Source organism: Mycobacterium sp. NGS49, from assembly GCF_059812565.1.
Genome location: NZ_JCALCX010000027.1, coordinates 55934 through 80042 on the forward strand (window position 1 = coordinate 55934; position 24109 = coordinate 80042).

Annotated in this window: 14 protein-coding genes; 7 read left to right on the top strand and 7 right to left on the bottom strand. The window is 66.9% G+C overall.

Going from position 1 to position 24109, the window contains the following annotated elements; all coding sequences use genetic code 11:
• Positions 1–349: 349 nt before the first annotated feature.
• Positions 350–2452: a DUF6777 domain-containing protein gene (locus AC5Y7D_RS23845; protein ID WP_499928306.1), complete on the bottom strand. Its 2103-nt coding sequence runs from the start codon at positions 2450–2452 to the stop codon at positions 350–352.
• 193 nt (positions 2453–2645) lie between these two features.
• Entirely contained in the window at positions 2646–5282 is a 2637-nt protein-coding gene (gene adhE, locus AC5Y7D_RS23850) for a bifunctional acetaldehyde-CoA/alcohol dehydrogenase (RefSeq protein ID WP_499928307.1), read from the bottom strand.
• A 203-nt stretch (positions 5283–5485) separates the two neighbouring features.
• Between adhE and AC5Y7D_RS23855 the strand changes: the two genes are divergently transcribed.
• The 3 genes from AC5Y7D_RS23855 (at position 5486) to AC5Y7D_RS23865 (ending at position 11480) form a co-directional block, all read left to right on the top strand.
• Positions 5486–8089 (top strand): flavin-containing monooxygenase, encoded by a 2604-nt coding sequence (locus tag AC5Y7D_RS23855; RefSeq protein WP_499928308.1) that lies wholly within the window; start codon positions 5486–5488, stop codon positions 8087–8089.
• Positions 8090–8269: 180 nt separating this feature from the next.
• Positions 8270–9370, top strand: coding sequence for a ferritin-like domain-containing protein (locus AC5Y7D_RS23860; RefSeq protein WP_499928309.1), 1101 nt, complete (start codon positions 8270–8272; stop codon positions 9368–9370).
• A gap of 412 nt (positions 9371–9782) precedes the next feature.
• Positions 9783–11480, top strand: coding sequence for a PE family protein (locus tag AC5Y7D_RS23865; RefSeq protein ID WP_499928310.1), 1698 nt, complete (start codon positions 9783–9785; stop codon positions 11478–11480).
• A gap of 337 nt (positions 11481–11817) precedes the next feature.
• On the opposite strand, the gene AC5Y7D_RS23870 is transcribed toward AC5Y7D_RS23865, so the two are convergent.
• From AC5Y7D_RS23870 to AC5Y7D_RS23880, 3 genes are all read right to left on the bottom strand, one after another.
• Entirely contained in the window at positions 11818–13041 is a 1224-nt protein-coding gene (locus tag AC5Y7D_RS23870) for a formylglycine-generating enzyme family protein (RefSeq protein ID WP_499928311.1), read from the bottom strand.
• 228 nt (positions 13042–13269) lie between these two features.
• A complete protein-coding gene (locus tag AC5Y7D_RS23875; protein ID WP_499928312.1) occupies positions 13270–15288 on the bottom strand; it encodes a DUF7159 family protein in 2019 nt (672 codons plus the stop codon).
• 144 nt (positions 15289–15432) lie between these two features.
• Positions 15433–16071: a cutinase family protein gene (locus AC5Y7D_RS23880; RefSeq protein WP_499928313.1), complete on the bottom strand. Its 639-nt coding sequence runs from the start codon at positions 16069–16071 to the stop codon at positions 15433–15435.
• Between the two features lie 69 nt (positions 16072–16140).
• On the opposite strand from AC5Y7D_RS23880, the gene AC5Y7D_RS23885 reads away from it, so the two are divergent.
• From AC5Y7D_RS23885 to AC5Y7D_RS23900, 4 genes are all read left to right on the top strand, one after another.
• Complete coding sequence (locus AC5Y7D_RS23885) at positions 16141–16902, top strand: alpha/beta hydrolase family protein (protein ID WP_499928314.1); 762 nt, start codon at positions 16141–16143, stop codon at positions 16900–16902.
• A gap of 63 nt (positions 16903–16965) precedes the next feature.
• Positions 16966–17991 carry an AbrB family transcriptional regulator gene (locus tag AC5Y7D_RS23890; RefSeq protein ID WP_499928315.1) on the top strand — a complete coding sequence of 342 codons (1026 nt, stop codon included), beginning with the start codon at positions 16966–16968 and terminating at the stop codon, positions 17989–17991.
• Positions 17992–18172: 181 nt separating this feature from the next.
• Positions 18173–21379, top strand: coding sequence for an MMPL family transporter (locus AC5Y7D_RS23895; protein ID WP_499928316.1), 3207 nt, complete (start codon positions 18173–18175; stop codon positions 21377–21379).
• A 71-nt stretch (positions 21380–21450) separates the two neighbouring features.
• Positions 21451–22335 (top strand): cyclopropane mycolic acid synthase family methyltransferase, encoded by an 885-nt coding sequence (locus tag AC5Y7D_RS23900; RefSeq protein WP_499928317.1) that lies wholly within the window; start codon positions 21451–21453, stop codon positions 22333–22335.
• A gap of 12 nt (positions 22336–22347) precedes the next feature.
• Here the strand turns inward: AC5Y7D_RS23900 and AC5Y7D_RS23905 are convergent, their stop codons facing one another.
• Together AC5Y7D_RS23905 and AC5Y7D_RS23910 are read right to left on the bottom strand one after the other, a co-directional pair.
• Positions 22348–23436 carry a hypothetical protein gene (locus AC5Y7D_RS23905; protein WP_499928318.1) on the bottom strand — a complete coding sequence of 363 codons (1089 nt, stop codon included), beginning with the start codon at positions 23434–23436 and terminating at the stop codon, positions 22348–22350.
• Between the two features lie 9 nt (positions 23437–23445).
• Positions 23446–24109: class I SAM-dependent methyltransferase (locus AC5Y7D_RS23910; RefSeq protein ID WP_499928319.1), on the bottom strand; the 664-nt coding region annotated here is incomplete at its 5' end.

Below are 24109 nucleotides of genomic sequence, written 5' to 3' on the forward strand. Positions count from 1 at the left end.
ACCTCAACGAGAGGCCTGCCCAAACATCCTGCCACCCGCCGCGCCCGGCATCGGCAATTCAACAGAATTTTGGCACCCCCTTTTCGTGGCCGACGATTGAACGCCCGGCCCGCGATATGACCGGCACAGCTCACAAGTTGCTTTAGCCTGGCGCCGCATACCGGCTCGGTGTTCCGGTGATGAATGCGCAACCGGCGATTGAGCGGAAGGCGTTCAGAGACAACAGATCTGAGCCGCGGCAATGGACAATCACGGTCGCGCCGATGTTCCACATCGGAGGGCTCGGGGTGCGGGAGCGCGTGACGGCGCGCTCAAGAGTGCAGTTGCGGAAGCGATCCCGGGCTGCCGTTCACTGCTTGGTGCCCTCGAAGGTGCCGCCGCAGGCAGGGTGCTGCCAGGTGCCGTCGCGGATGACGGTGTGGCCGCCTTGGGTGACGAAGACACCCCGCATCGTGATTCCTTCGGCGCTGAGCACGAACGATCCGTCGGCGTTGATGGTGCCGGTGAAGGTGGTCCCTGATGTGGGCACCAGGGTCAGGCTGCTGCCTTGGTGGGTGATGGTGATGGTCGCGTCAGTGCCCAGCGGTCCGCAGGACTTGGTGAGGTAGTGCAAGAGGTAGGTGCCGTCGATCTCAGGTTGGGTCGGCCCTGGCCCGGCGCCGGGCGTGCTGGGCGCGGGTTGGGGTGGCGGGACGGGTTGGCTGCGTGGCGTGTCGTTGCTGCCGTTGGTGCCGGCGGGCCGGTTGAAGGCCCGGCCGGTGACGACGTCGACGAGAACGAAGGTGGTGATGGTCGCCGGACTGGGCTGGACCGCGGCCAGGGCTGCGGGGCGATAACCCGCCCAGGCGGCGCCGACAGGTTCCGGATCGCCGGTCAACGCGACCGGCGCGGTCAGCGGGTTGCCGCAGTAGCAGCGGACGCGGGGAACCCCGTGGTCGTCGACGAACACCCCGGTGCCGGCCTGAAAGACCGATTGCAGGGTGGTGGGATGTCTTCCGTCGAATCCGTGATTGGTGACCCGGGTGTCGAGTCGCAGCAGCATTGGGGTGAGTTCGCGCAGGTACGTCGGGATGTCGGCAGGCGTCAGCGGGGGCGTGCCGCTCCAGGACAGGCTCGGGTCGGTGTTGAGTGCAGCCACGAACGCGGCGGCCTGAGCGGGGTGGCTGCCCAGGAACGCGATCATCTTGTCGCGGTCACACTCGGCGTTGTTCAGGGTGCCACCGTAGAGGCCCTCGCGGTCACCGGGCAGCGGCTGGGTGGCCACCGGGGTCCCGTCACCGCGGGGCGGCAGGGTGGGCGGCGGCTGCGTGTTGCTCGGCGGCGGCGAGCCCGCGGGCGGCATGAACGGATCCGCACCCGGGTCGGTGGCCGCGGTGAGAACCAACTCCGCGCCAGTCACCTTGGGCGACAATACGTTACGGAGCAGCACCACACCGGCACCCACGGCTGCGATGAGCAGCACCACCAGCGACGCGATCAACCACTTGCGCTTCGAGCGGGCCACCGGTCGCGCCGCATCAGCGCTCCGTAACTGGGTGGAAACCTCGCCACGCGCGCCCGGGCGGGATGCCGGCATGGTCAGGTCAGCTGCCGTGTCCAGCGCGTGTTGCGCAGCGCCGGCCAGCGCGGCGCAGCTCGGGTAGCGGTCATCGCGGTTCTTGGCCATCGCACGCTGGATCACCGCGTCCATCCCCGCCGGGATGCCGGCCTGCCGAGCGGCGGGGGTCTGGCTGGGTAACGGGACGGGCAGATGCAGATGTCCGTACATCCACTGCTCGGGGCTGCGGCCCGGGTAGGGCACCGATCCGGTCAGCAGGTGGTAGAGGGTGCAGCCCAGGGCGTACTCATCGGCGCGAGCATCCAGGGTGACGGCGGGGTTGAACTGCTCGGGGGCCGCGTACTGCAGGCTGCCGGCGAACATGCCGGTCGCGGTGAGCCCGGCCCGGTCGTCGAGGGCTTTGGCGATGCCGAAGTCGGCGAGCAGCACTCGTTCGGGCTCTCCCGCGATCGGTCGGGTGAGCAGGATGTTGGCGGGCTTGACGTCGCGGTGCAGCACGTCGGCGGCGTGGGCGAAGTCCAGTGCCTTGGCGGTCTCGGCGATAATCCGCACGGCGCGCGCCGAAGGCAACGGCCCCTCGCGGACCACTGCCGCAGCATCGGAACCATCGACGTACTGCATCGCGATCCACAACTGCCCGTCCTGATCACCCCGGTCGTAGACGGCGACGATGTTGGGATGGTCCAGACGCGCGACGTGGTCGGCCTCGCGCAGGAAACGCACACGAACGTCGTCATCGTCGGTCATGGCTGGAGTGAGCAACTTCAGCGCCACGAGTTTCGGCAGGTTCGGGTGGCGGGCCAGATAGACCGCGCCCATCCCACCGACACCGAGAAGACGCTCGACGATATAACCGGCGAAGACCTGACCAGGCTGCAACTGCTGGTGCCCCATGACCACCACCTCAGCGGGATGACTGCCGATTCATCCTGCCACCCGCGGCGCCCGGCATCGCCAGTTCAACAGAAATTGGCCCCTGATATCACCCTCGGTGACGTACGCGCTGCCGGTGATTGCCTGAAAGGCGTTCAGAAACAACAAGTCTGGGTCGCGGTCGGGACGGTGCCCGATCCCGTCACCGCGGCACTCACCCGGTAGCTCCGTAATATCCCAGCCGCAGCAACTCCGTGATCTCACTGACCAGCGGCATCCGCGGATTGGTCCGGTTGCTGAGGTCCTGGAAGGCGGTCATGGCCAGCGCCGGCAGCGCAGCAACGAACTCGTCTTCGGCAATGCCCATGTCGCGCAGCGAGCGCGGCATGTCGACCCGCTCCAGCAGGTCCTCGACCCCTTGGAAGAGTCGGCTGCGGCTGTCTTCGGGTTCGTGGCCACCGAAGATGAGCTGGCCGATCTGGGCGTACTTGTCCGGAGCGATGTAGGCCGAGTAGCCGGGAGCCGGCATGAATTTGCTTGGCAGGCCCGAGTTGTAGCGGAGCACATGCGGCAGGAAGATCGCGTTCGCGCGGCCGTGCGCGATGCCGAACTTCGCGCCGACGGCGTGGGCCAGCGCATGGTTGGTCCCGACGAACGCATTCGAGAAGGCCAGCCCGGCCAATGTCGCCGCGTTCGACATGTCGGTGCGTGCGGCCAGATCGTCGGGGTCGCGGTACGCCCGGGGCAGCCCCTCGAAGATCAGCCGCGCCGCCTGTGCGCACAGCGCATCGGTGTACGGCGACGCGAAGATGGACACCACCGCCTCCAACGCGTGCGTCAGCGCGTCGATACCCGTGTCCGCGGTCAGCACCGGCGGCATCGACGCCGCCAGCTCCGGGTCGATGATGGCGAGATCGGGCACCAGGCTGTAGTCGACCAACGTCTCCTTCTTGCCGTTCACGGTCAGCACCGCGGCCGGTGACACTTCCGAGCCGGTGCCCGAAGTCGTTGGAATGGCAACCAATTGGAGGCGGTGCCGGTCGGTCGGATAGTCCGCCACGCGCTTGCGGGGGTCGAGGAAGGGCATGGTCAATTCGTCGAGGGTCATCTCCGGGTGCTCGTAGAACAGCCGCATCGCCTTGCCTGCATCGAGCACCGAACCGCCGCCCACGGCGATGAGGACCTCGGGTTGCACGCGTTGCAGCAGCTCGACGCCGCGGCGGATCATCGTCTCGTCCGGTTCCGGCGTCACCTCAGCGAACACCTGCACGTGGCGGGTGCGCATCTTGCCGCGCACCAGGTCGACCACACCCCGCTCGTCGCTGACCGCATCGGTGACCACCACGACGGTGTCGCAGGCGAGGTCACGCAGATTCTCCAGTGCCCCGGCGTTGAAGTAGGTGTTGGACGGGACCCGGAACCACTGTGGCGGCGTTCGCCGTTTCGCCACGGTTTTGATGTTGAGCAGCTGGCGATAGTTGACGTTCTCGGTCGTGCTCGACCCGCCCCACGTTCCGCATCCCAGCGAGAAGGTCGGGGTCAGATTGTTGTAGACGCCGCCGAGCGCCCCGACCGCGGTTGGCGAGTTCACCAGGATACGGCCGGTGCGTACCGCCTTGCTGTAGGCGTCGATCACCGCCTGATCGTTGGAGTAGACCGCCGACGTGTGGCCCAGCCCGCCGTGTTCTGTCACCAGCACCGCGACATCGATCGCATGGTGGACGTCGCGGGCCCGAACCACGCCGAGGACGGGCATCAACTTCTCCTGTACCAGCGGGTGTGCGGCGAGTTCGTCGAGGTCCGCCGGCAGCGGGGCCAGCAACACCTTCACCGTCGGCGACACCGAAAAACCCGCTCGCGCAGCGAGTTCCGGAGCTTTCTGCCCCAGCGCGTCGAGAGAGATCTTGTCGCCACAGCCGAACGCGAACCGGGTTATCGCGGCGGCCTCGTCGTCGGTGAGCAGCCGCGCACCCATCCGCTCGAACTCGGTGATCATCGCGTCGTACACCTCGTCGTCGATGATGCATGTCTGCTCAGCGGGGCAGATCACCGAAGAGTCAAAGGTTTTCGAGATGAGGATATCGACGACGGCACCCCTGACGTCGGCAGTCTTGTGGATGTAGATGGGGGCGTTTCCGGGCCCTACGCAGAGCCCCGGTTTCCCGGTCGCACTGGCCAGCGCCACGATCTTCGGTCCGCCGGTCACCCAGATGAAGTCGACCTTGGGGTGCTTGAACAGGTAATGCGTCACCTCGTGGGCGGCATCCGGAATGATCTGCAGCGCACCTTCCGGCATCCCCGCGGCTTCGGCCGCCGCGCGCATGATCTCAACGCTGCGTTGGCAGGACCGCACCGCATACGGTGACGGCCGGAACACGATGGCGTTGCGGGTCTTCGCGGCCACGATCGCTTTGAACAACACCGTCGACGTCGGGTTGGTCACCGGGGTGATCGCGAGCACCACGCCGATCGGTTCGGCGACGTGGACGATGTTGTTCTCGATGTCCTCGTCGATCACCCCCACCGACTTCTTGTCGCGCAGATAGTCGTGCAGGAACTCGGTTGCCACGTAGTTCTTGACGACCTTGTCCTCGAAGACTCCGAAACCGGTTTCCTCGATCGCCAAGCCCGCCAACTCCGCCGCGGCACGGAGCCCGGCGCGCACCATCGCCTCGACGATGCGGTCCACCTGAGCCTGATCGAGCTTGCGGAATTCGGCGGCGGCGGCAGCGGCGGTGTCCACCATCGCGTCGATCTCGTCGCGGCGGCGATCGTCGTTCTCCGACTGCTCGCTGTTGCCTGCGGTAGTCGCCGCCGCGGCCAGCGGAGCCGCTCCCAGTTTCGTCGGCATGGTGCGAACCTCTCTCATCAGCCGCGATCATCGATGGCGGCTGACTGCCATCGTGGGTCACCCCGGCCGATGCGGGTAGAGGCTAAAGTCCGTGCCGACGTGGGGCTGCGGTCACCAACTCACCGGAGCACGCGTCACAACGGGCCGCGCGGCGAGCGCCGTCGATGAACAGCCACTAAACAAAACGCGTTCGAGTAGTCATGATGATTGACATGGCTGATCAACACCCCGATGTCGTGGTTGTGGGCGCCGGCTTCGCCGGTCTGTACGCGGCGTACCGGCTGAGACTGGCGGGTGTGTCGATGCGCATATTCGAGGCCGGCGAGGACATCGGCGGCACCTGGCACTGGAACCGCTATCCCGGCGCACGGGTCGACATCCCGAGCGTCGACTACATGTTCAGCTTCGATCCGGACTGGGCACGGGACTGGCAGTGGTCGGAGAAGTATGCAACGCAGCCCGAGATCCTGCGTTACCTGAACCACGTCGCCGACAAGCACGACCTTCGGCGTGACATCCAGTTCGGCACCCGGGTCACGCACGCGCACTGGGACGACGACTCGTCGGGCTACCGCGTGCGCACCGATGGCGGCGAAGAGGTCTCCTGTCGCTACCTGGTGTTGGCGACGGGCTGCCTGTCGGTACCGAAGGATCTCGACATCGACGGCGTCGAAACCTTCACCGGTGAAGCGTATTTCACCAGCCGGTGGCCGCACGAACCCGTCGACTTCACCGGTAAGCGCGTCGGCGTCGTCGGGACCGGTTCGTCGGGGATCCAATCGATTCCGCTGATCGCCGCGCAGGCAGCGCAAGTGGTGGTCTTTCAGCGCACGCCCTGCTTCTCGATTCCCGCCGAGAACGGTCCGATCTCCCAGGACAAGCTCGCTCAATTGGCCGACGACTCGGCTTACCGGCAGGCGGCGAAATACTCCTTCGGCGGAGTGCCGGTGGAGCGCACGATCACCCCGGCATTCTCGGTGTCCGCCGAGGAACGCCGGCAGCGCTATGAACGCGCCTGGCAACGCGGCGAATTGCTGGAGGTACTCAACCTCTACGCCGACGTGATGAGCAACCCGTTGGCCAACAAGGACTTCGCCGAATTCATCCATAACAAGATCCGCGGCATCGTGCGCGATCCGAAGACGGCCGAGGCGCTGTGCCCCAAGACCTATCCAGTTGGGGCTAAGCGGCTCTGTCTGGACACCAGCTACTACGCGACGTTCAATCTCCCCCACGTGCGCCTGGTGAATCTGCAGGATCAGCCGTTGGTCGGCGTAACCCCGACTGGAATCGACACGGCCGGCGAATCTTTCGAGTTCGACGCGATCGTTTTCGCCACCGGCTTCGACGCCATCACGGGCGCCGTCGCGGCGATCGACATCGTCGGGCGCAACGGGCTTGCGCTGAGGGAGAAATGGTCGCATGGCCCGAATACCTATCTCGGCCTGATGACCGAGGGATTTCCCAACCTCTTCCTGATCGCGGGTCCACAGAGCCCCTCGGTGCTGTCGAACATGGCGGTATCCATCGAGCAACACGTCGATTTCGTCGCCGACGCACTGACGTATCTGCACGATCACGGATTCGACCGCATCGAGCCCACCCGACTCGCCGAGGCCGGCTGGATGCAGCACGTGGCCGATGCCGCATCGATAACCCTTTTCCCCCAAGCCAATTCGTGGTACGTCGGCGCCAATATTCCGGGCAAGCCGCGGACCTTCATGGCCTACGCTGCCGGGGTCGACTTCTACCGGATGACGTGTGAAGAGGTAGTGGCACGGGACTACTTGGGCTTCGCGTTGTCCGGACCGGGCGGTTCCCAGTGCAACGACGGCGTGGTGCGCCGCCTGCAACCCGACGTCCAGATGGTCCTCGAGCAGATGGCGCTGTTGGACCTACCGCCACTGGAGTCGATGCCACCCGAGCAGGCGCGCGCCTTCGTGAACGAGATGAACCTGGCACGCCCGCCGGGCCCGGAAGTCGGGGAAATCGTCGACGGAACCCTGCCCGGGGCTGCGGGCCCCCTGGACTACCGGCTGTATCGACCGGCGAGCCCCGGCCCCCATCCCGTGGTCGTCTACTTTCACGGCGGCGGTTGGGTACTGGGCGACCACACGTCGGACGATCCGCTGTGCCGGGATCTGTGCGTGCGCAGCGATGCCCTCGTGGTGTCCGTGGGCTACCGGCACGCACCCGAACACCGATTTCCCGCTGCGTTGGATGACGGCTGGGCGGCAGTGCGGTGGATCGCCGAGCACGCCGAAGAACTCGGCGGCATCCCCGGGCGCCTCGTTGTCTGCGGCTGGAGCGCCGGAGCCGGCATCGCGACCGTGATCTGCCGACTGGCCAGGGACACGGGTTGGCCGACGATCGCCGGCCAGGCGTTGATCACGCCGGTCGTCGATTCCGATCAGACCCGCGGCTCCTACCAGCAGAATGCCGACGGCTACGGTCTCACCGCCCCGTTGATGGGATGGTTCTTCGATCACTACGCCGATCCCGACATCCGGCATGACCCCAGGATCGCGCCGCTGCGGACGCCGGATCTGTCGGGTCTACCGCCGGCGGTCGTGGTCTCAGCAGAGTTCGACCCGTTGCGCGACGAAGGCGACGCGTACGCCGAAGCGCTCGCCAAAGCAGGGGTGTCCACCCAGCATGTGCAGGCACGCGGGCACACGCACCTGTCGCTGACCATGGTCGACGTGGTCGTCTCCGGCGCCCCGATCCGGGCCCGGATCGCCGACGCGGTGCGCGGCTTCTTTGCGGCCGACGCTGCCAGAAGAGCTCCGGCCCAAGCCGCGGGCTGATTGGTCGGGGCATTCAGGATCATCGCCGGTCCGGCATGCTGCCGCCGCCGCGTGACGATTTTCGGTGCGGGTATGGCGGCCTTTGCCGCCGTCAGGGTTGACGGTCGTCGCCAAACGAGGTGCAATGTGATACACGTCATATATGACCACTGGTCACACCGGCCGGAGAGGTAGCAGCCCATGACCACCAGAGACAAGTACACGACCGTGCCCACGCCGTACTCGTGGGAAGTTCCCAGTGTTGGCGACGCGCGCTTCACGTGGGAGTACGACGAGGGCCGCGCCCGGCTCCTTTCGCTGTATCAGAAGGGAAAAGACAAGCAATGGGATGCCCAGTCGCGCATCGACTGGGGCCAAGACGTCAACCCGCACAACCCGATCGGGCTCCCCGACGAGTTCAATCCGCTGTTCGGCAGCCCGATGTGGGACGCCGCAGACGACGCACGGCGCGACGAGATGCGCCAGCACTTCCAGGCCTGGCAGTTCTCCCAGTTCCTGCACGGCGAGCAGGGGGCGATGGTGTGTGCGGCCAAGATCGTCGAGGTGGTACCGGACCTGGACGCCAAGTTCTACGCGGCCACCCAGACCATGGACGAAGCACGGCACGTCGAGGCGTTCTCGCGGTTCCTGCAGGAGAAGATCGGCCTGGTCTACCCGATCAACAAGAACCTGACCGCGCTCCTGGACGACACCTTGCGCGACTCGCGCTGGGACATGCCCTACCTGGGCATGCAGGTTCTCATCGAGGGGCTCGCACTCGCCGCATTCGGGGTGCTGCGCGACATGGCAGCGCCAGACTCACTGGCCAAGCAGGTGCTGGCCTACGTCATGCAGGACGAGGCCCGGCACGTCGCCTTCGGCCGAATCTCGTTGAAGGACTACTACGCCGCGCTGACCGACGCCGAGCGCGACGAGCGGGAAGAGTTCGTCGTCGACGCCTGCTACCTGATGCGCGACCGGTTCCGCGGCGAGGAGGTCTTCGAGACCCTCGGCATGAACGTTCAAGAGTGCGCCGAGTGGGTCGACAAGTCGCCGCTGATGATCCAGTTCCGCTCGCACCTGTTCAGTCGCATCGTGCCCATCGTCAAAGACATCGGGTTGTGGGGCGACAAGGTGCAGATGGCCTTCCGGGACATGGGCGTCCACGACATGGCCGGTTTCGACATCGAGGCGCTGATGAAGGCGGATGAGGATCAGGCCGAGGCGCTGGACAAAGCACATGCCGAGATGGCCGACCGGGCGCTCGAGGTGGACCAGGTGATCGCGGTGGGGGCGAGTTAATCCAAAGTCTGGTCAGATCTCGCCGCGACCGTCGGCCCGCCAATGGCGCTGAAGATAGCCGTCCCGAGGCCATTTCGCAACCGCTGCAATGCTTTTGTGCCGGTGAGGTGCCGCCGCCCGCCATTCCGCCTGGAGTGTGCGGCACAGCCACCCTAAATCGGTTAAACACCGGTTACAAAGGAAGCGCCTCGACCATAACCATCGACGTCGTGACTGGGCGCTGATCCATCTGGCCCCGGTCGCCTACGCTGCCGGCACGGCGACACCCATCACTCCCCGGCCTGCGCGCTCGACTCAAAACGGTGTCAATCACAACCTGGCTCCATAACCAGCTGAACCGACAAACTGCACCTGCCAGTGCGTCTTGCTCGGCTCGAAAGCCGTTCACTGAGCTCGACTTTGGGAGTCAGCGATGTCCTTCTTGATGGCAAGACCAGACATGATCAGTGCTGCAGCCGCGAACTTCCACGCGGTTGCCTCGGCGCTCAGCACGGCCAACGCGGCGGCGGTAGCCCCTACGACAGCGATACTGGCTGCCGGCGGCGACGAAGTTTCGGCTGCCATCGCGTCGCTGTTCTCTTCCCACGGGCATGGCTATCAAACGCTGAGCGCGCAAGCGGGCGCATTTCACAATGGGTTCATACAAGCGATCAACGCCGGAGCGGGCATGTACATGTCCGCCGAGGCGGCCAGTGCATCGTCGTTGCAAGCCGCGGAGCAAGGAGTCTTCGGCCTGATAAACGCACCCACCCAGGCGCTGCTGGGGCGACCATTGATCGGCAACGGCGCTAACGGGTCGGCCCCCGGGCAGGCCGGCGGCGACGGGGGGTTGCTATACGGCAGTGGAGGCAACGGTGCAGCGGGCGGTGCCGGTCAGGCGGGTGGTGCTGGTGGCAATGCTGGATTGATCGGCAACGGCGGCGTCGGCGGTACCGGTGCACCTGGCCAGCGGGGCGGTCATGGCGGGACGGGCGGCCTGTTGTTCGGCAACGGTGGCAACGGCGGCAGTGGCGGAGCCGCCGTCATCGCCGGTGGCAGCGGTGGGATTGGCGGCAATGGCGGCCCTGCAGGGCTTTGGGGTGCCGGTGGAGCGGGTGGGGCTGGCGGCGCCGGTGCCACTGGAGCGACCGGCGTCAGCCCGGGAATCAACGAAACCGGCACGGCAGCCTCCGGCACCAACGGGAACGACCTCCAGGTCGGCAACGGAACCGACGGTGGTAACGGCGCCAACGGAACCGCCGGAATTGCGGGAGGCGCCGGCGGCGATGGGGGCAGAGGCGCCGTTTCCGGCGCGAGCACCGGGCTTGTCGCCGGGGGTGACGGCGGCGACGGCGGTGAAGGCGGCATCGGTGCCACGGGCGGCAACGGCGGCAAGGGTGGCAGCACCTCTGCAGTGACCGGCATCGCGATCGGCGGCGACGGGGGTACGGGCGGCGCGGGCGGGGCGGGCGCCCCGGGCGGCACGGGCGGGTCTGGTGGAAATGCAGGCGCCACCGCGCCGAGTACTCAAGGAGGCCGTGGTGGTACCGGCGGAGTCGGAGGTGTCGGTGCAGCAGGAGGCCAGGGCGGACCCGGCGGAGGCGCGCTGGGACCAAACGGGATCGGTGGTGCTGGTGGCGTCGGTGGTGTGGGCGGCGTCGGCGCCACCGGAGGCATCGGCGGCCTCGGCGGCGCCGGTGGTGCCGGCGGTAGAGGAGGTCTGCTCGTCGGCAGCGGCGGCAACGGCGGCTTAGGCGGCGCTGGAGGTCTCGGCGGGTCCGGCGGTATCGGCGCTACCGGAGGCGCAGGCGGGACGGGCGGCCAAGCACCTGATGGCGTCGGCGGCGACGGCGGTGCAGGTGGCGCCGGCGGGACGGGGGGCTTGGGCGGTGTTGGCGGTGACGGCGGCGATGGCGGTGCGGCGGGCGCCGGTGGCCTGTTCGGCTTGCGGGGCAATCCAGGCGGCGGCGGCGCGAGCGGACTGGGCGGTGCCGGCGGAGGTGGTGGCTCAGGAGGCGCAGGCGGAGCTGTTGGCACCGGCGGGGCTGGCAACGGCAACCCTGGCCTTGCGGGCAACACTGGCACCGCCGGCGGAAGCGGGGGGGCGGGACGCCCGGGACAACCGGGCTGACATCCCAGCGGCGCGGAGTCTGCACGCCGTGGTCGCACCAATTCAGTCCATGGAGCGCTCGACATCCACCCGGTCGCGCCATCAGGTAATTCTTCAGGATGCCGAAGTGCCGTCGTGCAAAACGAACGCGATGTCGACGGCGTCGACGGCTGAGTTGGTATCGCACCAGCCCATAACCGCGCTCATCCAATCTGTCGACCTAGGCGAACCCGCAACCGAACCCACTGGGCGGGATGCACCGAGTGGTCACTGAGACCGCAGACCAACGAAACGCTTGAACCTACTCGGTAGTGCGACTCAGGGAGGGGTTGCAGTCGGGATGCCCAACTGACAGTGATCACCGCCGAGGCAGATCAGCACCGAGGCGTACTGCATGAATAGCTTCGCTCACGCCGCGCTCGCGGAAAGCAGCGTGAAGCAAGACGGCCTCCCCGCCGCTCTGCCAAGGCCAACAGGCGAAGGCGCCGCCACGCACCGTTTCGGGCCTGTTCGTCGGCTCCCACGCCCGAGAGTCCGAAGGGGCACCGACGTAGTCATCGTGCCAACCATCGTCAACCCACTCGCCCCAACCCAGCATCGACACACCGTACGCAGCGGGTGCCTGGTCCGGGTCACCGTCGACGACACGCCTCGTCCACTCCTCGGGAGACTCGTCTCCGCAGATCCACGACTGGCGACCGCCGGCGCGGGCGATCCATTCCCACTCCGCCTCCGCAAGCAATCGCAAACCGGATGACGAGACGGTCGCCGCTGCCTGCCAACTGTTCTGCCGCAACACCGAATGCGGGTTCGCGGCGTCACCCTCGATCGACAAGACCGTCATATGCCGCTCCTGCAAGGGCGTCTCGGCACACAGGAAGGGCTCCACCGTCACCTCGTGAGCCGGAGCCGATGGCGCGGCGAGGAATTCGACACTTTCGGCAACCTCGTCGCCCAGGTCGCGAAGTTCGGTCAACTCGTCTTCGGTCATCCCCATCGTCATTTGCCCGCCAGGGACGACGACAAAGGTCAGATCACCGCGGTCAAAGCGCACGCGCACCACGCCGTCACCCCTATCCGCACCGGATGACCAGTCCGAACCCAATGCAGCGGCCAGTTCGGTGGCCAGGTGATCACGCAGCGCCGCATCCCGCACACCGCCAGCGGCGAACTCCGGCCACTGCCGCACTGCCGACCGGCTGTCCGTTGCTCGCCGCGGTTGGGGCGGCTCGGGAGGCAGCTGCTTGAACAGCACCTCGTAGACATCTTTTTCCCAACTGGGTTCGGCGTAAGACGGCGTCCCGGGGGCTATGGCGGGCTGCTTCCACTGTGCCTGCGTCGGACAGCCGACAGCGGCAGCGGCCCGATCCTGCGCATCGGCAGTCAGCTGGTCGAATATGTGGTGGGGATACTTCAGCTTCGACAGGTAATCGGCGGCCAGTGCTTCCGCGGTGGGAAGTGATGTGTCGATCGCCGCAGAAAGCTGCCAGTCGGCAAAATTGGCCGCGATGGCCCGCAGATCATCAACCCCTGCTGCAGAGATGCCAGTAACAAAGTTCGGCCAACTTCCCATCGAGGACACAAGCTGCGATGCTAACAGCCGGCTCAACGCCTTCGCCGTTTGACTTGCACTGCGCCGCACCCGATTATGATGAATTCAACTGATGAGCACGGGTTTCCCTTGTATTGAATCCGTGTTTTGAAAAAGCGGCCTGCATCGACGAAAAGTGTTGGCCTGCAATAATCTACGCCATTGCAGACCGTCGCCCAGCCGGTCCCGTGATCGGCCGGAGTAAATCTGTTGCGCCGCTTACTGTTTCCCGCCGCTTCCGCCGCTGGAGCCAGCACTTGCGCCGCCGGAGCTGCCCCCTCCACCGCTACCGATGGAACTGCTGCCGCCGCTGAGCGAGCTACCTCCGCCGAGCGAGCCACTCCCGCCGAGCGAACCGCCCCCACCGATAGCGCCGCCCGCGCTACCTCCGCCGAGCGAGCTACCTCCGCCGAGCGGACCACCCCCGGTGCCGCCCGCACTACCTGCGCCGGGGGAGACGTTACCGCCGCCGAGCGGACCACCGCCGAACGTCGGTGACGGCTCTTGGACAGGTGGAGTCACCGACCGGGGCAGTTCTGGTACTGCTACCGGAACCTCCTGGACCGGTGCGACCACTACAACCGGTGAACCAGGAGTCGGGGCGCCCTCAACGGCCGGGCCACTAACCGGCGGAGCCTCCAGCCCCGGTTGGCCCGGAAGCGAAGGGGCTTCTGACGCCGGAACGTTGACCGGCAGTTGTGGTTCGGGCAGATAGCCGGGCGGCGGGGCCACGGGGACCGGCCTGGGTGCCTGCGATACGGGCACGTACGTGGGCGGCTGCGACACCGGCACCGTCGTGGGCGGCTGCGACACCGGCACCGTCATGGGCGGCTGCGACACCGGCACCGTCGTCGACGGCTGCGACACCGGCACCGTCATGGGCGGCTGCGACACCGGCACCGTCGACGGCTGCGACACCGGCACCGTCGTCGGCGGCTGCGACACCGGCACCGTCGTGAGCGGCTGCGACACCGGCACCGTCGTGGGCGGCTGCGACACCGGCACGTGCGGAAGTTGGCGCGCAGGAATGGTCGGCGCAGCACTCGGCGGTGGCGCCACCGGCAACGGCAGAAGTATCGGATAGTTCGGGTAATCGGCATCAGGCGCCTGCTGCGGCAAGGGATTCGGCGCCGGCAGCGCGAGAAGCGCGGGCGCGGCGCCCGGCAAATCTGTTTGCAGCACAGAGGGATCGACGGAGTTCGAAACATGCGGCGACGCGACAGGAGTAGACGGGCGCATCGCTACCGGTCGTGGCGCGGCCGCGATGGCCAGTGGCGCAAGGGGTGTCAGCGGAGCCGCAACAATATGATTCCGGCCCGGGACGTGCTGCAAACCCACGGCCGCCGGTCGAATACCCAGTGCCAGCGAAACTTCCAGCGCAACCACCGCCGTGATGAGGCCCACCGCCGCGGCGCTACCCAACAACACCACCGGCCGACGCTGCTTCAGGCCTGCTTCTTCAGCCGTTTCGATCACCGTCGTGAAAGCGTCCGTGTCCAACGTCAACGCAGCGGTCTCTGCCTCCAGAGCGTCGGGAACCCGTGCGTAGCCGAAGGCTTGGGTGGACAGGACGGACAGCGAAGCATCGGCAGACGCCAGCGCCGCTCCTCGGGCCAGCGCCGTCTCCGGCTCTTCGGGCACGTTCACCGCCAGCGAAGTCATCGCTTCGAGTTGGCATTTGATCGAGGCGATGTCCCTGCCGGAGCCGATAACGAATATCCCGTCCGGCGGCGTCGTGAGCGCCTCGGCCCAGGCCACCAGGGCCGCCGGTGCCGTCATCTCGCCGATGCCAGGCAGCGATTCGCTTCGGATTTCGGCGATCTCGCCGTCGGCGGACTGCACGACGGCCAGCGTTGCGCATCCGGCTTCAACGAAGAGCGTCGCGATGCGCCCGTAACCCATCGCCAGCCCGACCGCGCGGGCGAGTGCCGTCGCGGCACGCAGCGACGACGTCAGCGTGACGTTGTCGACATCGGCAGCGGCCAGCGCCTCGTCCAGCAGCGAAGCGTCGAACAGGTCGGTGCAGCACACTCCGACCGACGTCATGCGATGACCGGCCGCCGCCGCGTCATCCCGGACAGCCAGGATCGCGTCAATCACCGCCTCAGTTGCTGAGCCGACGCCGACGTCGACGGCGAACCGTCCTTCTGCCACGGTAGCGCCATTGGCGTTATGCCCTTCAACCAGCACCGTGCATACGGCGGCAGGTGTCATCGATAGCCCGAGTACGATGTCCACTTTTTCTCCAGATGCGTTAGCTGACGAGCCGCGCTCGCCCTAACCAAAGTATCACCGCATCTGATGCGTTATCGTACGCAATGGTTAGGTAGATCCTATGAATCTCAGGATCGGCCGATCCTCGGCATGCTGGAAGTCGCGAGGCTAAAGCTTTCCGGCGACGAAGCTGGCAGCCTGATCCACCAGGCCGGAGTCGATATACGACGGCTGCAGATGCGACGGCCAATTCGTGCCCCTGCCACAAATCGGGTCGCCGGGCGCGCACTGGTCGATCGTCTTGCCGGCGAAGGCCGGACCGATTCCGCGGGTGCCGTTGCCGAACAACGCCACCGCAGCGACGTGCTGATCCACCCCCGGCGGCAGGACGTTGGTGAACCCGAATATCGGACGGCCCCCGATCACCAGGTCGGCCACCTCGGCGCCCAGCGAATAGCCCCCGAGCACCATGCGCGTGTTCGGGCAATCGCGGGCCATTGATTGCACGTGGGCGCTCATATCGTTGGCGCCGCTGCCGGTGGTGATGTTGGCGGGGTAGTTGACCCCGTACACGCCGACCGACATCGGAGTCTTGCCGCGCAGCGAATTCACGAGCGCATCACCGACGGCGCCGACCCCGGGAGGCTCCTCCCTGCCGCGAGCGAAAACCACTTCGGCATCGGGGCAGGCCGCCGACGCGACGGGCAGCAACGCCGCCGGACCCACGATCAACACCACCCCGAACAGGGCGGCGGCCGCCACGCTGAGGACACCCCGCGCGCCTGGTGTTAGTGCAACAAGCCCCATGACGCGATGTTACGGATCTATCCGGCAGGGCGTCGGGCCCGCCGGCCGAGGCCGTGTTAGATCTCCACCATGGGCGAGCGTGTCACCTTCCAGAGTTCGACGGGCCCGAACCTGGCGGGGATCATCGACGTGCCGGACGGCGCAGTGCGCGGTTGGGGCGTTTTCGCCCACGGCTTCACTCTCGGCAAGGAATCGCCGGCCGCCGCCCGCATCTGCAAGCAGCTGGCCGCCGACGGAATCGGCATGCTGCGCTTCGACGCGCTGGGTCTCAGTGGCTCGGATGGAGACTGGGGAGACGGGTCGTTCACGGTCAAGGTGAACGACATCGTCAAGGCATGCCAGTTCATGGCCGACCGCGGGACCACGGCCGACATCCTGGTCGGACACTCGTGGGGCGGTGCGGCCGTTCTCGCCGCCGCCCGGCAGTCGCCGGGCGTCCGGTCGGTCGTCACGGTGGCGGCACCGATCGACCCCAGCCACGTCGAGAAGCATTACGACGCGGTGGTCGACCGCTGTCTGGCCGAGGGCAGCGCCGAATGGATGGTGGGCGGGCGCACGCTCACGTTGAAGCGGGCGTTCGTCGAAGATGTCCGTGCGGCGCATCTGCACGACAAGATCAAAGGCTTGCGGTTGCCGCTGCTGATTCTGCATTCACCCACCGACAACACCGTCGGTATCCAGAACGCCACCGAGATCTTCCGGTTAGCCCGGCACCCCCGCAGCTTCGTCTCGCTCGAGGGCTCCGATCACCTGCTCACCGCGCGCGGCCAGGCCCGCCGGGCCGCCCGGATCATCGGCGCCTGGGCAGACGCCTACCTGGACGAGGACTAGCGCGGAGTCTGCGTGTCCTGCGTTTCAAGAATCCGTCAAGGACCATGTTGGACTCTTTGCGCCATGAACCCGATTGACCTTCTCATCGTGGCCGTTGTCTGCGGAGCATTCGCCTGGTCGGTGGCGCGGCATGCGCCCAAAGCAATGCCCGGCGTCGGGCTGGCCGCCCAGGGCGTACTCGGCGTTTACACCGGACTGATGGTGCGCGACATCTCGTTCGCCGCGCTGGGTTCGCACTGGCCGATCGTCGTCGCGGTCGCCGTCAGCACCCTCGTCCTGAGCGTCGCGGCTGGTGCGCTGCTCGGCCTGCACCGCGACATCACCCCGTTGACCGGTGGGCTCGCGCTGGTCGCCGGGGGCTCGGCCGGACTGGTCGCCATCGCTCGCGAACTCGGCGGTGACGATCGCGTCGTCGCGGCCGTACAGTATCTGCGGGTTGCGCTGATCACGGCCGCCATGCCCTTCGTAGCCACCGCCTTCTACCACAGCACGCCCGCCCAAAGCACGCAGGGCAGTGAAACATCCTCGCTACCTTGGTATTTCACGCTTCCCGTGATCACAGCCATCGTGCTGGTCGGCGCGGTGGCCGGGCGCCGGGTACGGCTGCCAGGGGGCGGGCTGATCGGTCCGATGTTGATCACCATCGGCCTGGAATACTCCGGGCTGGCCGACAGGCTCGCTGTCCCGATGCTGTTGTTCCAGGCCGGAATCGTGCTGATCGTCTGGCAGACGGTGTTCGCGTTCGACCGGGAGTCACTGCGGGCGGTTCGCCGGATCCTGCCCGGTGCGTTCGCCTTGATCATGGTGCTGAACGTCGCCGCAGCCGGCCTGGGCGTCGTACTGGCCAAGACGGCCGGACTGAGCATGCTCGACGGCTACCTGGCGACCAGCCCCGGGGGTGTGTACGCGGTGCTCGGTACCGCCGCCGGATCGGGCTCCAACGTGACGTTCGTGATGGCATCCCAAGTCATTCGGGTGGTGCTGATGTTGGTTGCCGCACCGTTCGTGGCGCGGTTGTTCACCCGGTTTCTGCCGCACAACGCGCCGACGGCTCCGGCCCGCGCCGAGCTGGTACCGGTTGCCGCCTAAGCCCGCACGCCGTCGCCGGCACCGTAACGGTTCCCCGGAACCCGTTGCGGTGCCGGATTTTTCGCATACCGCAAGCGGGCCGGCTCGAACGCTCGGCCCAAGACCGGGTTCCCTTTAGAAAGCGCCAAGGCCCGCGCGACAGACTCCTGACAACACAGGGTCCCGGGGGAAAGGCGATCGAATGTTGAGGCAGGTGGCCACCTTCACCGTGCGGCGCCCCAAGGCCGTGCTGGCCGCGGTCCTGGTTTTGCTCGGTATCAGCGTCGTGCTCGGCGGCTCGGTCTCCGACAAGCTGGGGACCGGCGGAAACACCGACCCGGCCGCCGAGTCGTCTCAGGCCGAAGAGTTCCTCGACCAGCATTTCGGCACCACCTCGAATCTGGTGATTCAACTGCTCCCCCGGCAGGGCACGGTCGAGGCCCCCGATGTCGCGCCGGTGCGGGACCGGGTGCTTCGACTGGTCGCGGCCGAGCCCAGGGCGAAAGTGACCAGGGCCTTCGGTGACGAGGGGGCCGACGATCTGCGCAGCAAGGACGGTCGCTCGGGTCTCATCCTCGTACACGTCGGCGGGACCGCCGACGAGGCTGCGGAGACGGCCAAGCGGATCATCGCGAACCTGCCCACCGACCCCAATACCACCGTGCGGGCCGGCGGGTCACTCGGCGTGCAACAGGAGATCCGCGACAACGTCAAGCACGACCTCAAGATGAGCGAAAGCATCGCGGTGCCCATCTCGCTCGCCGTGCTGGTGGTGGTGTTCGGCGGTCTGATCGCAGCGGCGCTACCGGTGGTGGTCGGCGTCGTCTCGATCGTCTCCACCCTGTCGGTGTTGCTCCTGCTGACGACGATCACCGATGTGTCCGTGCACGCCCTGACCGTTACGACCGCCTTCGGCCTGGGGTTGTCGATCGACTTCGGCTTGCTGATGGTGTCCCGCTTCCGCGAGGAGTGCGCCAACGGGAAAGGCCACCAGCAAGCCATCGTCGCCACGGTCACCACAGCGGGCCGAACCATCCTGTTCAGCGCGGCGACGGTAACCCTGGCCATGACCAGCCTGCTGGTATTCCCCACGTACTTCCTTCGCTCGGTCGGACTGGCCGCCACCGCCACCGTCCTGCTGGCGGCGTTCAGCGCGATCGTCGTGCTGCCGGCTCTGCTGGCGCTGCTCGGCAGGCGCGTCGACTCACTCTCGGTCATCCGGCGCAAAGTGCCGCTCTCGGCGGATTCGCTGTTCTGGCGGCGCTTCGCCGAGGTGGTCACCCGACGACCGCTGCTGTATGCAGTGCCGGTCGTGGCGGTGCTGTTGGGCCTCGGGGTTCCTTTCCTGCACGCCCAGTACGCCACCCCCGACGAGCGTGCGCTGCCGACCGATTCCAGTGCGCGCCTGGTGGCCGAGTCGTTGCAGCGCGACTTCACCCTCGACCCCTCCCAGGCAATCACCCTGGTCACCCGCAACGACGCGGGCGCGCTCGCCAAACTGGCTGCCGACGTCTCGCGGATGGACGGTGTCGCCCTGGTCAACGGGCCCATCGGCCGCTACGAACACGGCGAGCCGGTCGGACCGTCGCCCGCGTCGTCCGGGGCCGGCTACGCGTTCGTCTACCTGACGGTGCAGGCCGACTCGGACACAGCCCAACACCTGGTCCGCGACATCCGCGCGAAGATCAGCGGCCACCAGGTCGAGGTGGGCGGTCCCACCGCCACGCTGATCGACAGTCGCGCCGCCATCGCCGACCGGCTTCCACTGGCCATCGCGCTGATCGCCGTCGCCACCTTCGTCCTGCTGTTCCTGTTCACCGGCAGCGTGGTGGTGCCGGTGAAGGCGCTGCTGCTGAATCTGCTGGTGCTGAGCGCGGTGCTGGGTGTCCTGGTATGGATCTTCCAAGACGGACACCTGGCCTCGTTGCTGGGATTCACTCCGGCGCCGCTGAATCCGTCCATGGTCGTCCTGCTTTGCGCCATCGCGTTCAGCTTGTCGGTCGACTACGAGATCTTCCTGCTCAGCCGGATCAAAGAAGCCCGTGACTCGGGCCTGTCCAACGACGCGTCGACGGTCATCGGGCTGGGCCGGGTGGGACGGATCGTGACCAGCGCCGCGCTGCTGCTGACGATCACCCTGATCTCGTTCGCCAACGGACTGTCGTTCATGAAGATGTTCGGCATCGGCACGGCGCTGGCCGTGGTCATCGACGCGACGATCATTCGCGGCGTCGTCGTACCGGCCTTTCTGCGGGTTGCCGGCGACCTGAACTGGTGGGCACCCCGGCCGCTGCGGTGGTTGCACTCCCGCGTCGGGATCAGCGAAGCCCCGCCGCAGGCGCACTCCGAGGCCGACGAGCGGTTGCTCGGGGAGCCCTCACCGGCTGCCCCGGCACCCGAGGACGTCGCCGTTGCGGCCGCGCTGCACGCGGCCGGGCAACACATCGCGTCCGGCCCGTCGACCGCGGTCGAGGTCATTCCCGGCGCGCATTTAGTGGCCAACGTCAACGGCACGGTCATCGTGGTCGCGCACCGCGAGCGGACATCCCTGTCCGAACACTCGGTGGCCGCGGCACAACTGGCGGCGTTGGCCGAGATGGTCCGGCGCACCGACCCGCAGAAACTGGTCGGCGCCTTTGCCAAGCTGTCACGTCAACCCTGGACACACACCCTCGTCGACGTCGGCATCGTCATGCCTACGCCGGCGGGACTGGAAATTCTGCTCTGCGGCAGCGTCACCGTCGCACTCGACGACGGCGCCGGACGAACCCTGCTGCACGGCCGCGGTCGCCTGGTGCACCAATCCGTGCCGGTACCAGCGATGGCGGCGGTCATCACCGTCGATGAACTGGGTCAACGACCACACGGCGACGCCCGCCCCCACGGTGTGTACCGGCTCAGCGACGGCACCGTACCGGGCAACGGCGCCGTCTTGTGGTCGACGAAGGGAGCGCGCCGCGGCAGCCCGGCACCGGCGTCACCGCAACCCAGGCGGTGGGTCGTCCTGGACGACAACTTTCGCTTCGAACTCGACCGCGGCTGCGTCATCGGGCGCGACCCGCGCGGGTCGGACGCCGAACTCCGCGGACTCCGCCCGGTGTGCATCGAGGACCCCGCCGGCCTGATGTCGCGGGCACACGTCGAAGTCAGCATGGCCCACGGCGAGGTAGTGCTCGTCGACCGCGGCTCCACCAACGGTGTCTTCGTGCGCGAGCAGGCACAACACGGTTGGACCCGGATCAGCCCCTGGGCGCCCGCGACCTGGCGGCCCGGCGCCGACATCCGGATCGGCGGCCGGATCCTTTCGCTACATGTGGCGACCGCCACCGGTGTTCGGCGCGGACCGCGAGTGAACATCCACCACCAACCCCCTGGCCGCGCCTACGCCGCCGCCTTCCCGTCCAACTAGATCGGTGAGGCCGATAGGGCCGGTACGGGGTGACGCTAGGCTCTACACGAGTCGAGCCGAAAGTTGCAGCCATGCCCGCAGAGCAGAACCCCTCCGGAACCTTGAAGCCGCATTTCGAGGACGTACAAGCGCATTACGACCTCTCTGACGACTTCTTCAAGATCTTCCTGGATCCGACCCGGACCTACAGTTGCGCATACTTCGAACGCGAGGACATGTCGCTCGAAGAGGCACAGATCGCCAAAGTAGACCTGTCGCTGGGCAAGCTCGGGCTACAACCGGGCATGACGCTGCTCGACATCGGATGCGGCTGGGGTACCACGATCATCCGCGCGCTCGAACAGTACGACGTGAACGTGGTCGGCCTGACCCTGAGCCGCAACCAGCAAGCGCACACCCAACAACGCCTCGACGAGCATCCGAGCCCGCGCAGCAAGCGGGTCCTGCTGCAGGGCTGGGAACAGTTCGACGAAAAGGTGGACCGCATCGTTTCCATCGGCGCCTTCGAGCACTTCGGCCGGGACCGTTACGCCGACTTCTTCAAGATGGCCTACGACGCGCTTCCCGCCGACGGCGTGATGTTGCTGCACACCATCATTCAGCCGAGCGAAGAGGAGTTCGCCGAGCGCGGGCTGCCGATCACCATGACCAAGCTGCGGTTCATGAAGTTCATCATGGACGAGATTTTCCCGGGCGGAGACCTTCCCCCCGCCAAGGCGGTCAAGGAGCACGCGGAGCGCGCCGGGTTCTCGGTCAACCGGATCCAGCAGCTGCGCCCGCACTATGCCCGCACCCTCGACACGTGGGCCGCCGCGCTGGAAGCCAACCGCGACGAGGCCATCGCCGTTCAGTCGCAGGAGGTTTACGACCGGTACATGAAATACCTGACCGGTTGCGCCGACCTGTTCCGCGAGGGATACACCGACGTCGCCCAGTTCACCCTCGCCAAAGGCTGACCGTCGCCGGAACTACTTGTTGCGCACGCAGTCGTAGGTGAGCTTGATTTCGTTTCCGAGATCGACGACCTCGAACTGGTCGACCCCGATCCCGTTGAAAGACTGTGCGGTGATGCCCAAGTCGGACCACTTCTTGCTGCTCGTCCTGTCGTCGGCGAAGGTGAGCGGCACCTGACCGCCGTCGGAGAGCAGCATCCCGTACTTCTTCATGGCCGCGATGACCACCCGCTCGGATTTCGAATAGTGCGAGTCGTCGAAGTCGGCACGTAGCCGGAATCGCACGCCGTAGGGCGGTGCATTGGGATCGGTGCTCTCCGGACCACCGGCATGGGTGGCCGGCCGGACGTACACGCCGGTCTTCATCCGATCGTTGGGAAGAATGAAGCGGATCGCGTGATCGATTGCGCCGGCGGCGACCTCGTCGGCGGTGGGCATCATCGCGGCAATGGGGAAGCCGGCCGCATCAGCGCTGGTGCACTGGTCACCCCGCAGCGTTTCCGGGTACTTCTTGCTGAGATCCCAGGTGAAAAACCCTTGCGCCACAATGTCTTCCCCGGACTGACCACCGTGGTAGATCTCGTAGAGCCGGTGCCCGCCGCGGTCCACGACAAGCAGGTGACAGTCTTCCTGCCCTTCAGTGGCGCCCGTGGTGTCACAGCTGAGACTCGATGAACCTTCGAAGTAGGCGTTCGCGGGCACCGGCATCTGGGCGGGCACCGACTCGCAATCCGGCCCGCCGTAGCAGTAGTCATCGGTGCCGAGCACCTGCATCCGCCGCGCGTTGCCGTCGGCATAGAAGATCGGGATGGAGAAATCGATCTGCAAGGCCCCGGTCCCCCAGCCGCCCGCAGCACTCAGCGCGTGAATGACGGCATCGGATCGACCCGCCTTGGTTGCTCCGGAAACGTCGACGTTCCACGGCACCGGGGTGCTGAACAGCGCCCCGGCCGGCACCGGACCGTTGGCGCGCGAGGAACCGGGCGCGCCCGACCTCGGTGGCGCGTCGGAACTGGATGTGGAGGGCTTCGAGTTACATCCGGCGACGAGGATGACCGCCGAACACAGAGTTGCCAGCGCCTTGGCCGGCCGCACAAGGTACATCGTCCAACACTATCGGTCCACCTGTTCCGCCGGAACCGGTCGAGTCGCCCGATAAATGGAGATCGACCCCGTGACGGTCCTGATCACCGAGGCCTCGGTGGCCTCGGCGAACCCCGCCTCTTCGAGCAAACCGGGCAGGATCCCGTCCGCATTGGGTTGGGTGTCCGGTTTGCCGTCGACCAACTGGATGAAGCGAAAACCCAAGCGCATCAACGGCTCCCGCTGCAAACCGAAGTCGGCGACGACGATTCCACCGCCCGGCCGGAGCAGCGCGAACATGTTGCCGATGATCGCCGATTTCATCGGCACCGGGCACTGATGCAGCACCAGGCTGGACACCACATTGTCGGCGGCGCCGGGCCCGACCAGTTCGACGGCCCTGTCCCCCATGCCCTCGACGAGTTCGACGTCGACACCGGCTTTAGCCACCTTGGCGCGCGCTATGGCCAGCACCTGCGGGTCCGGATCCACGCCGATGACCCGGGAGTCCGGCTGCTTCTGCTTGATCCGGATCGCCAACGATGCTGTCCCGCAGCCGATGTCGACGACGGTGTCGCCTGCCTTAGGCGCGAGCTGCGCGATGGCGGCCGATCGCCAGCGTTCCTCACGCGTCAACAGCGCCACCACGGTGTCGTAATACTTGGTGTACTTCGGACTACCGGCGGCGGGGGTG

Coding starts and splice junctions, on each gene's coding strand:
- AC5Y7D_RS23885 (WP_499928314.1), top strand. CDS start 16,141: ATGGGCGAGCGTGTCACCTTCCAGAGTTCGACGGGCCCGAACCTGGCG.
- adhE (WP_499928307.1), bottom strand. CDS start 5,282: ATGCCGACGAAACTGGGAGCGGCTCCGCTGGCCGCGGCGGCGACTACC.
- AC5Y7D_RS23895 (WP_499928316.1), top strand. CDS start 18,173: ATGTTGAGGCAGGTGGCCACCTTCACCGTGCGGCGCCCCAAGGCCGTG.
- AC5Y7D_RS23855 (WP_499928308.1), top strand. CDS start 5,486: ATGATTGACATGGCTGATCAACACCCCGATGTCGTGGTTGTGGGCGCC.
- AC5Y7D_RS23860 (WP_499928309.1), top strand. CDS start 8,270: ATGACCACCAGAGACAAGTACACGACCGTGCCCACGCCGTACTCGTGG.
- AC5Y7D_RS23880 (WP_499928313.1), bottom strand. CDS start 16,071: ATGGGGCTTGTTGCACTAACACCAGGCGCGCGGGGTGTCCTCAGCGTG.
- AC5Y7D_RS23845 (WP_499928306.1), bottom strand. CDS start 2,452: ATGGGGCACCAGCAGTTGCAGCCTGGTCAGGTCTTCGCCGGTTATATC.
- AC5Y7D_RS23905 (WP_499928318.1), bottom strand. CDS start 23,436: ATGTACCTTGTGCGGCCGGCCAAGGCGCTGGCAACTCTGTGTTCGGCG.
- AC5Y7D_RS23890 (WP_499928315.1), top strand. CDS start 16,966: ATGAACCCGATTGACCTTCTCATCGTGGCCGTTGTCTGCGGAGCATTC.
- AC5Y7D_RS23900 (WP_499928317.1), top strand. CDS start 21,451: ATGCCCGCAGAGCAGAACCCCTCCGGAACCTTGAAGCCGCATTTCGAG.
- AC5Y7D_RS23865 (WP_499928310.1), top strand. CDS start 9,783: ATGTCCTTCTTGATGGCAAGACCAGACATGATCAGTGCTGCAGCCGCG.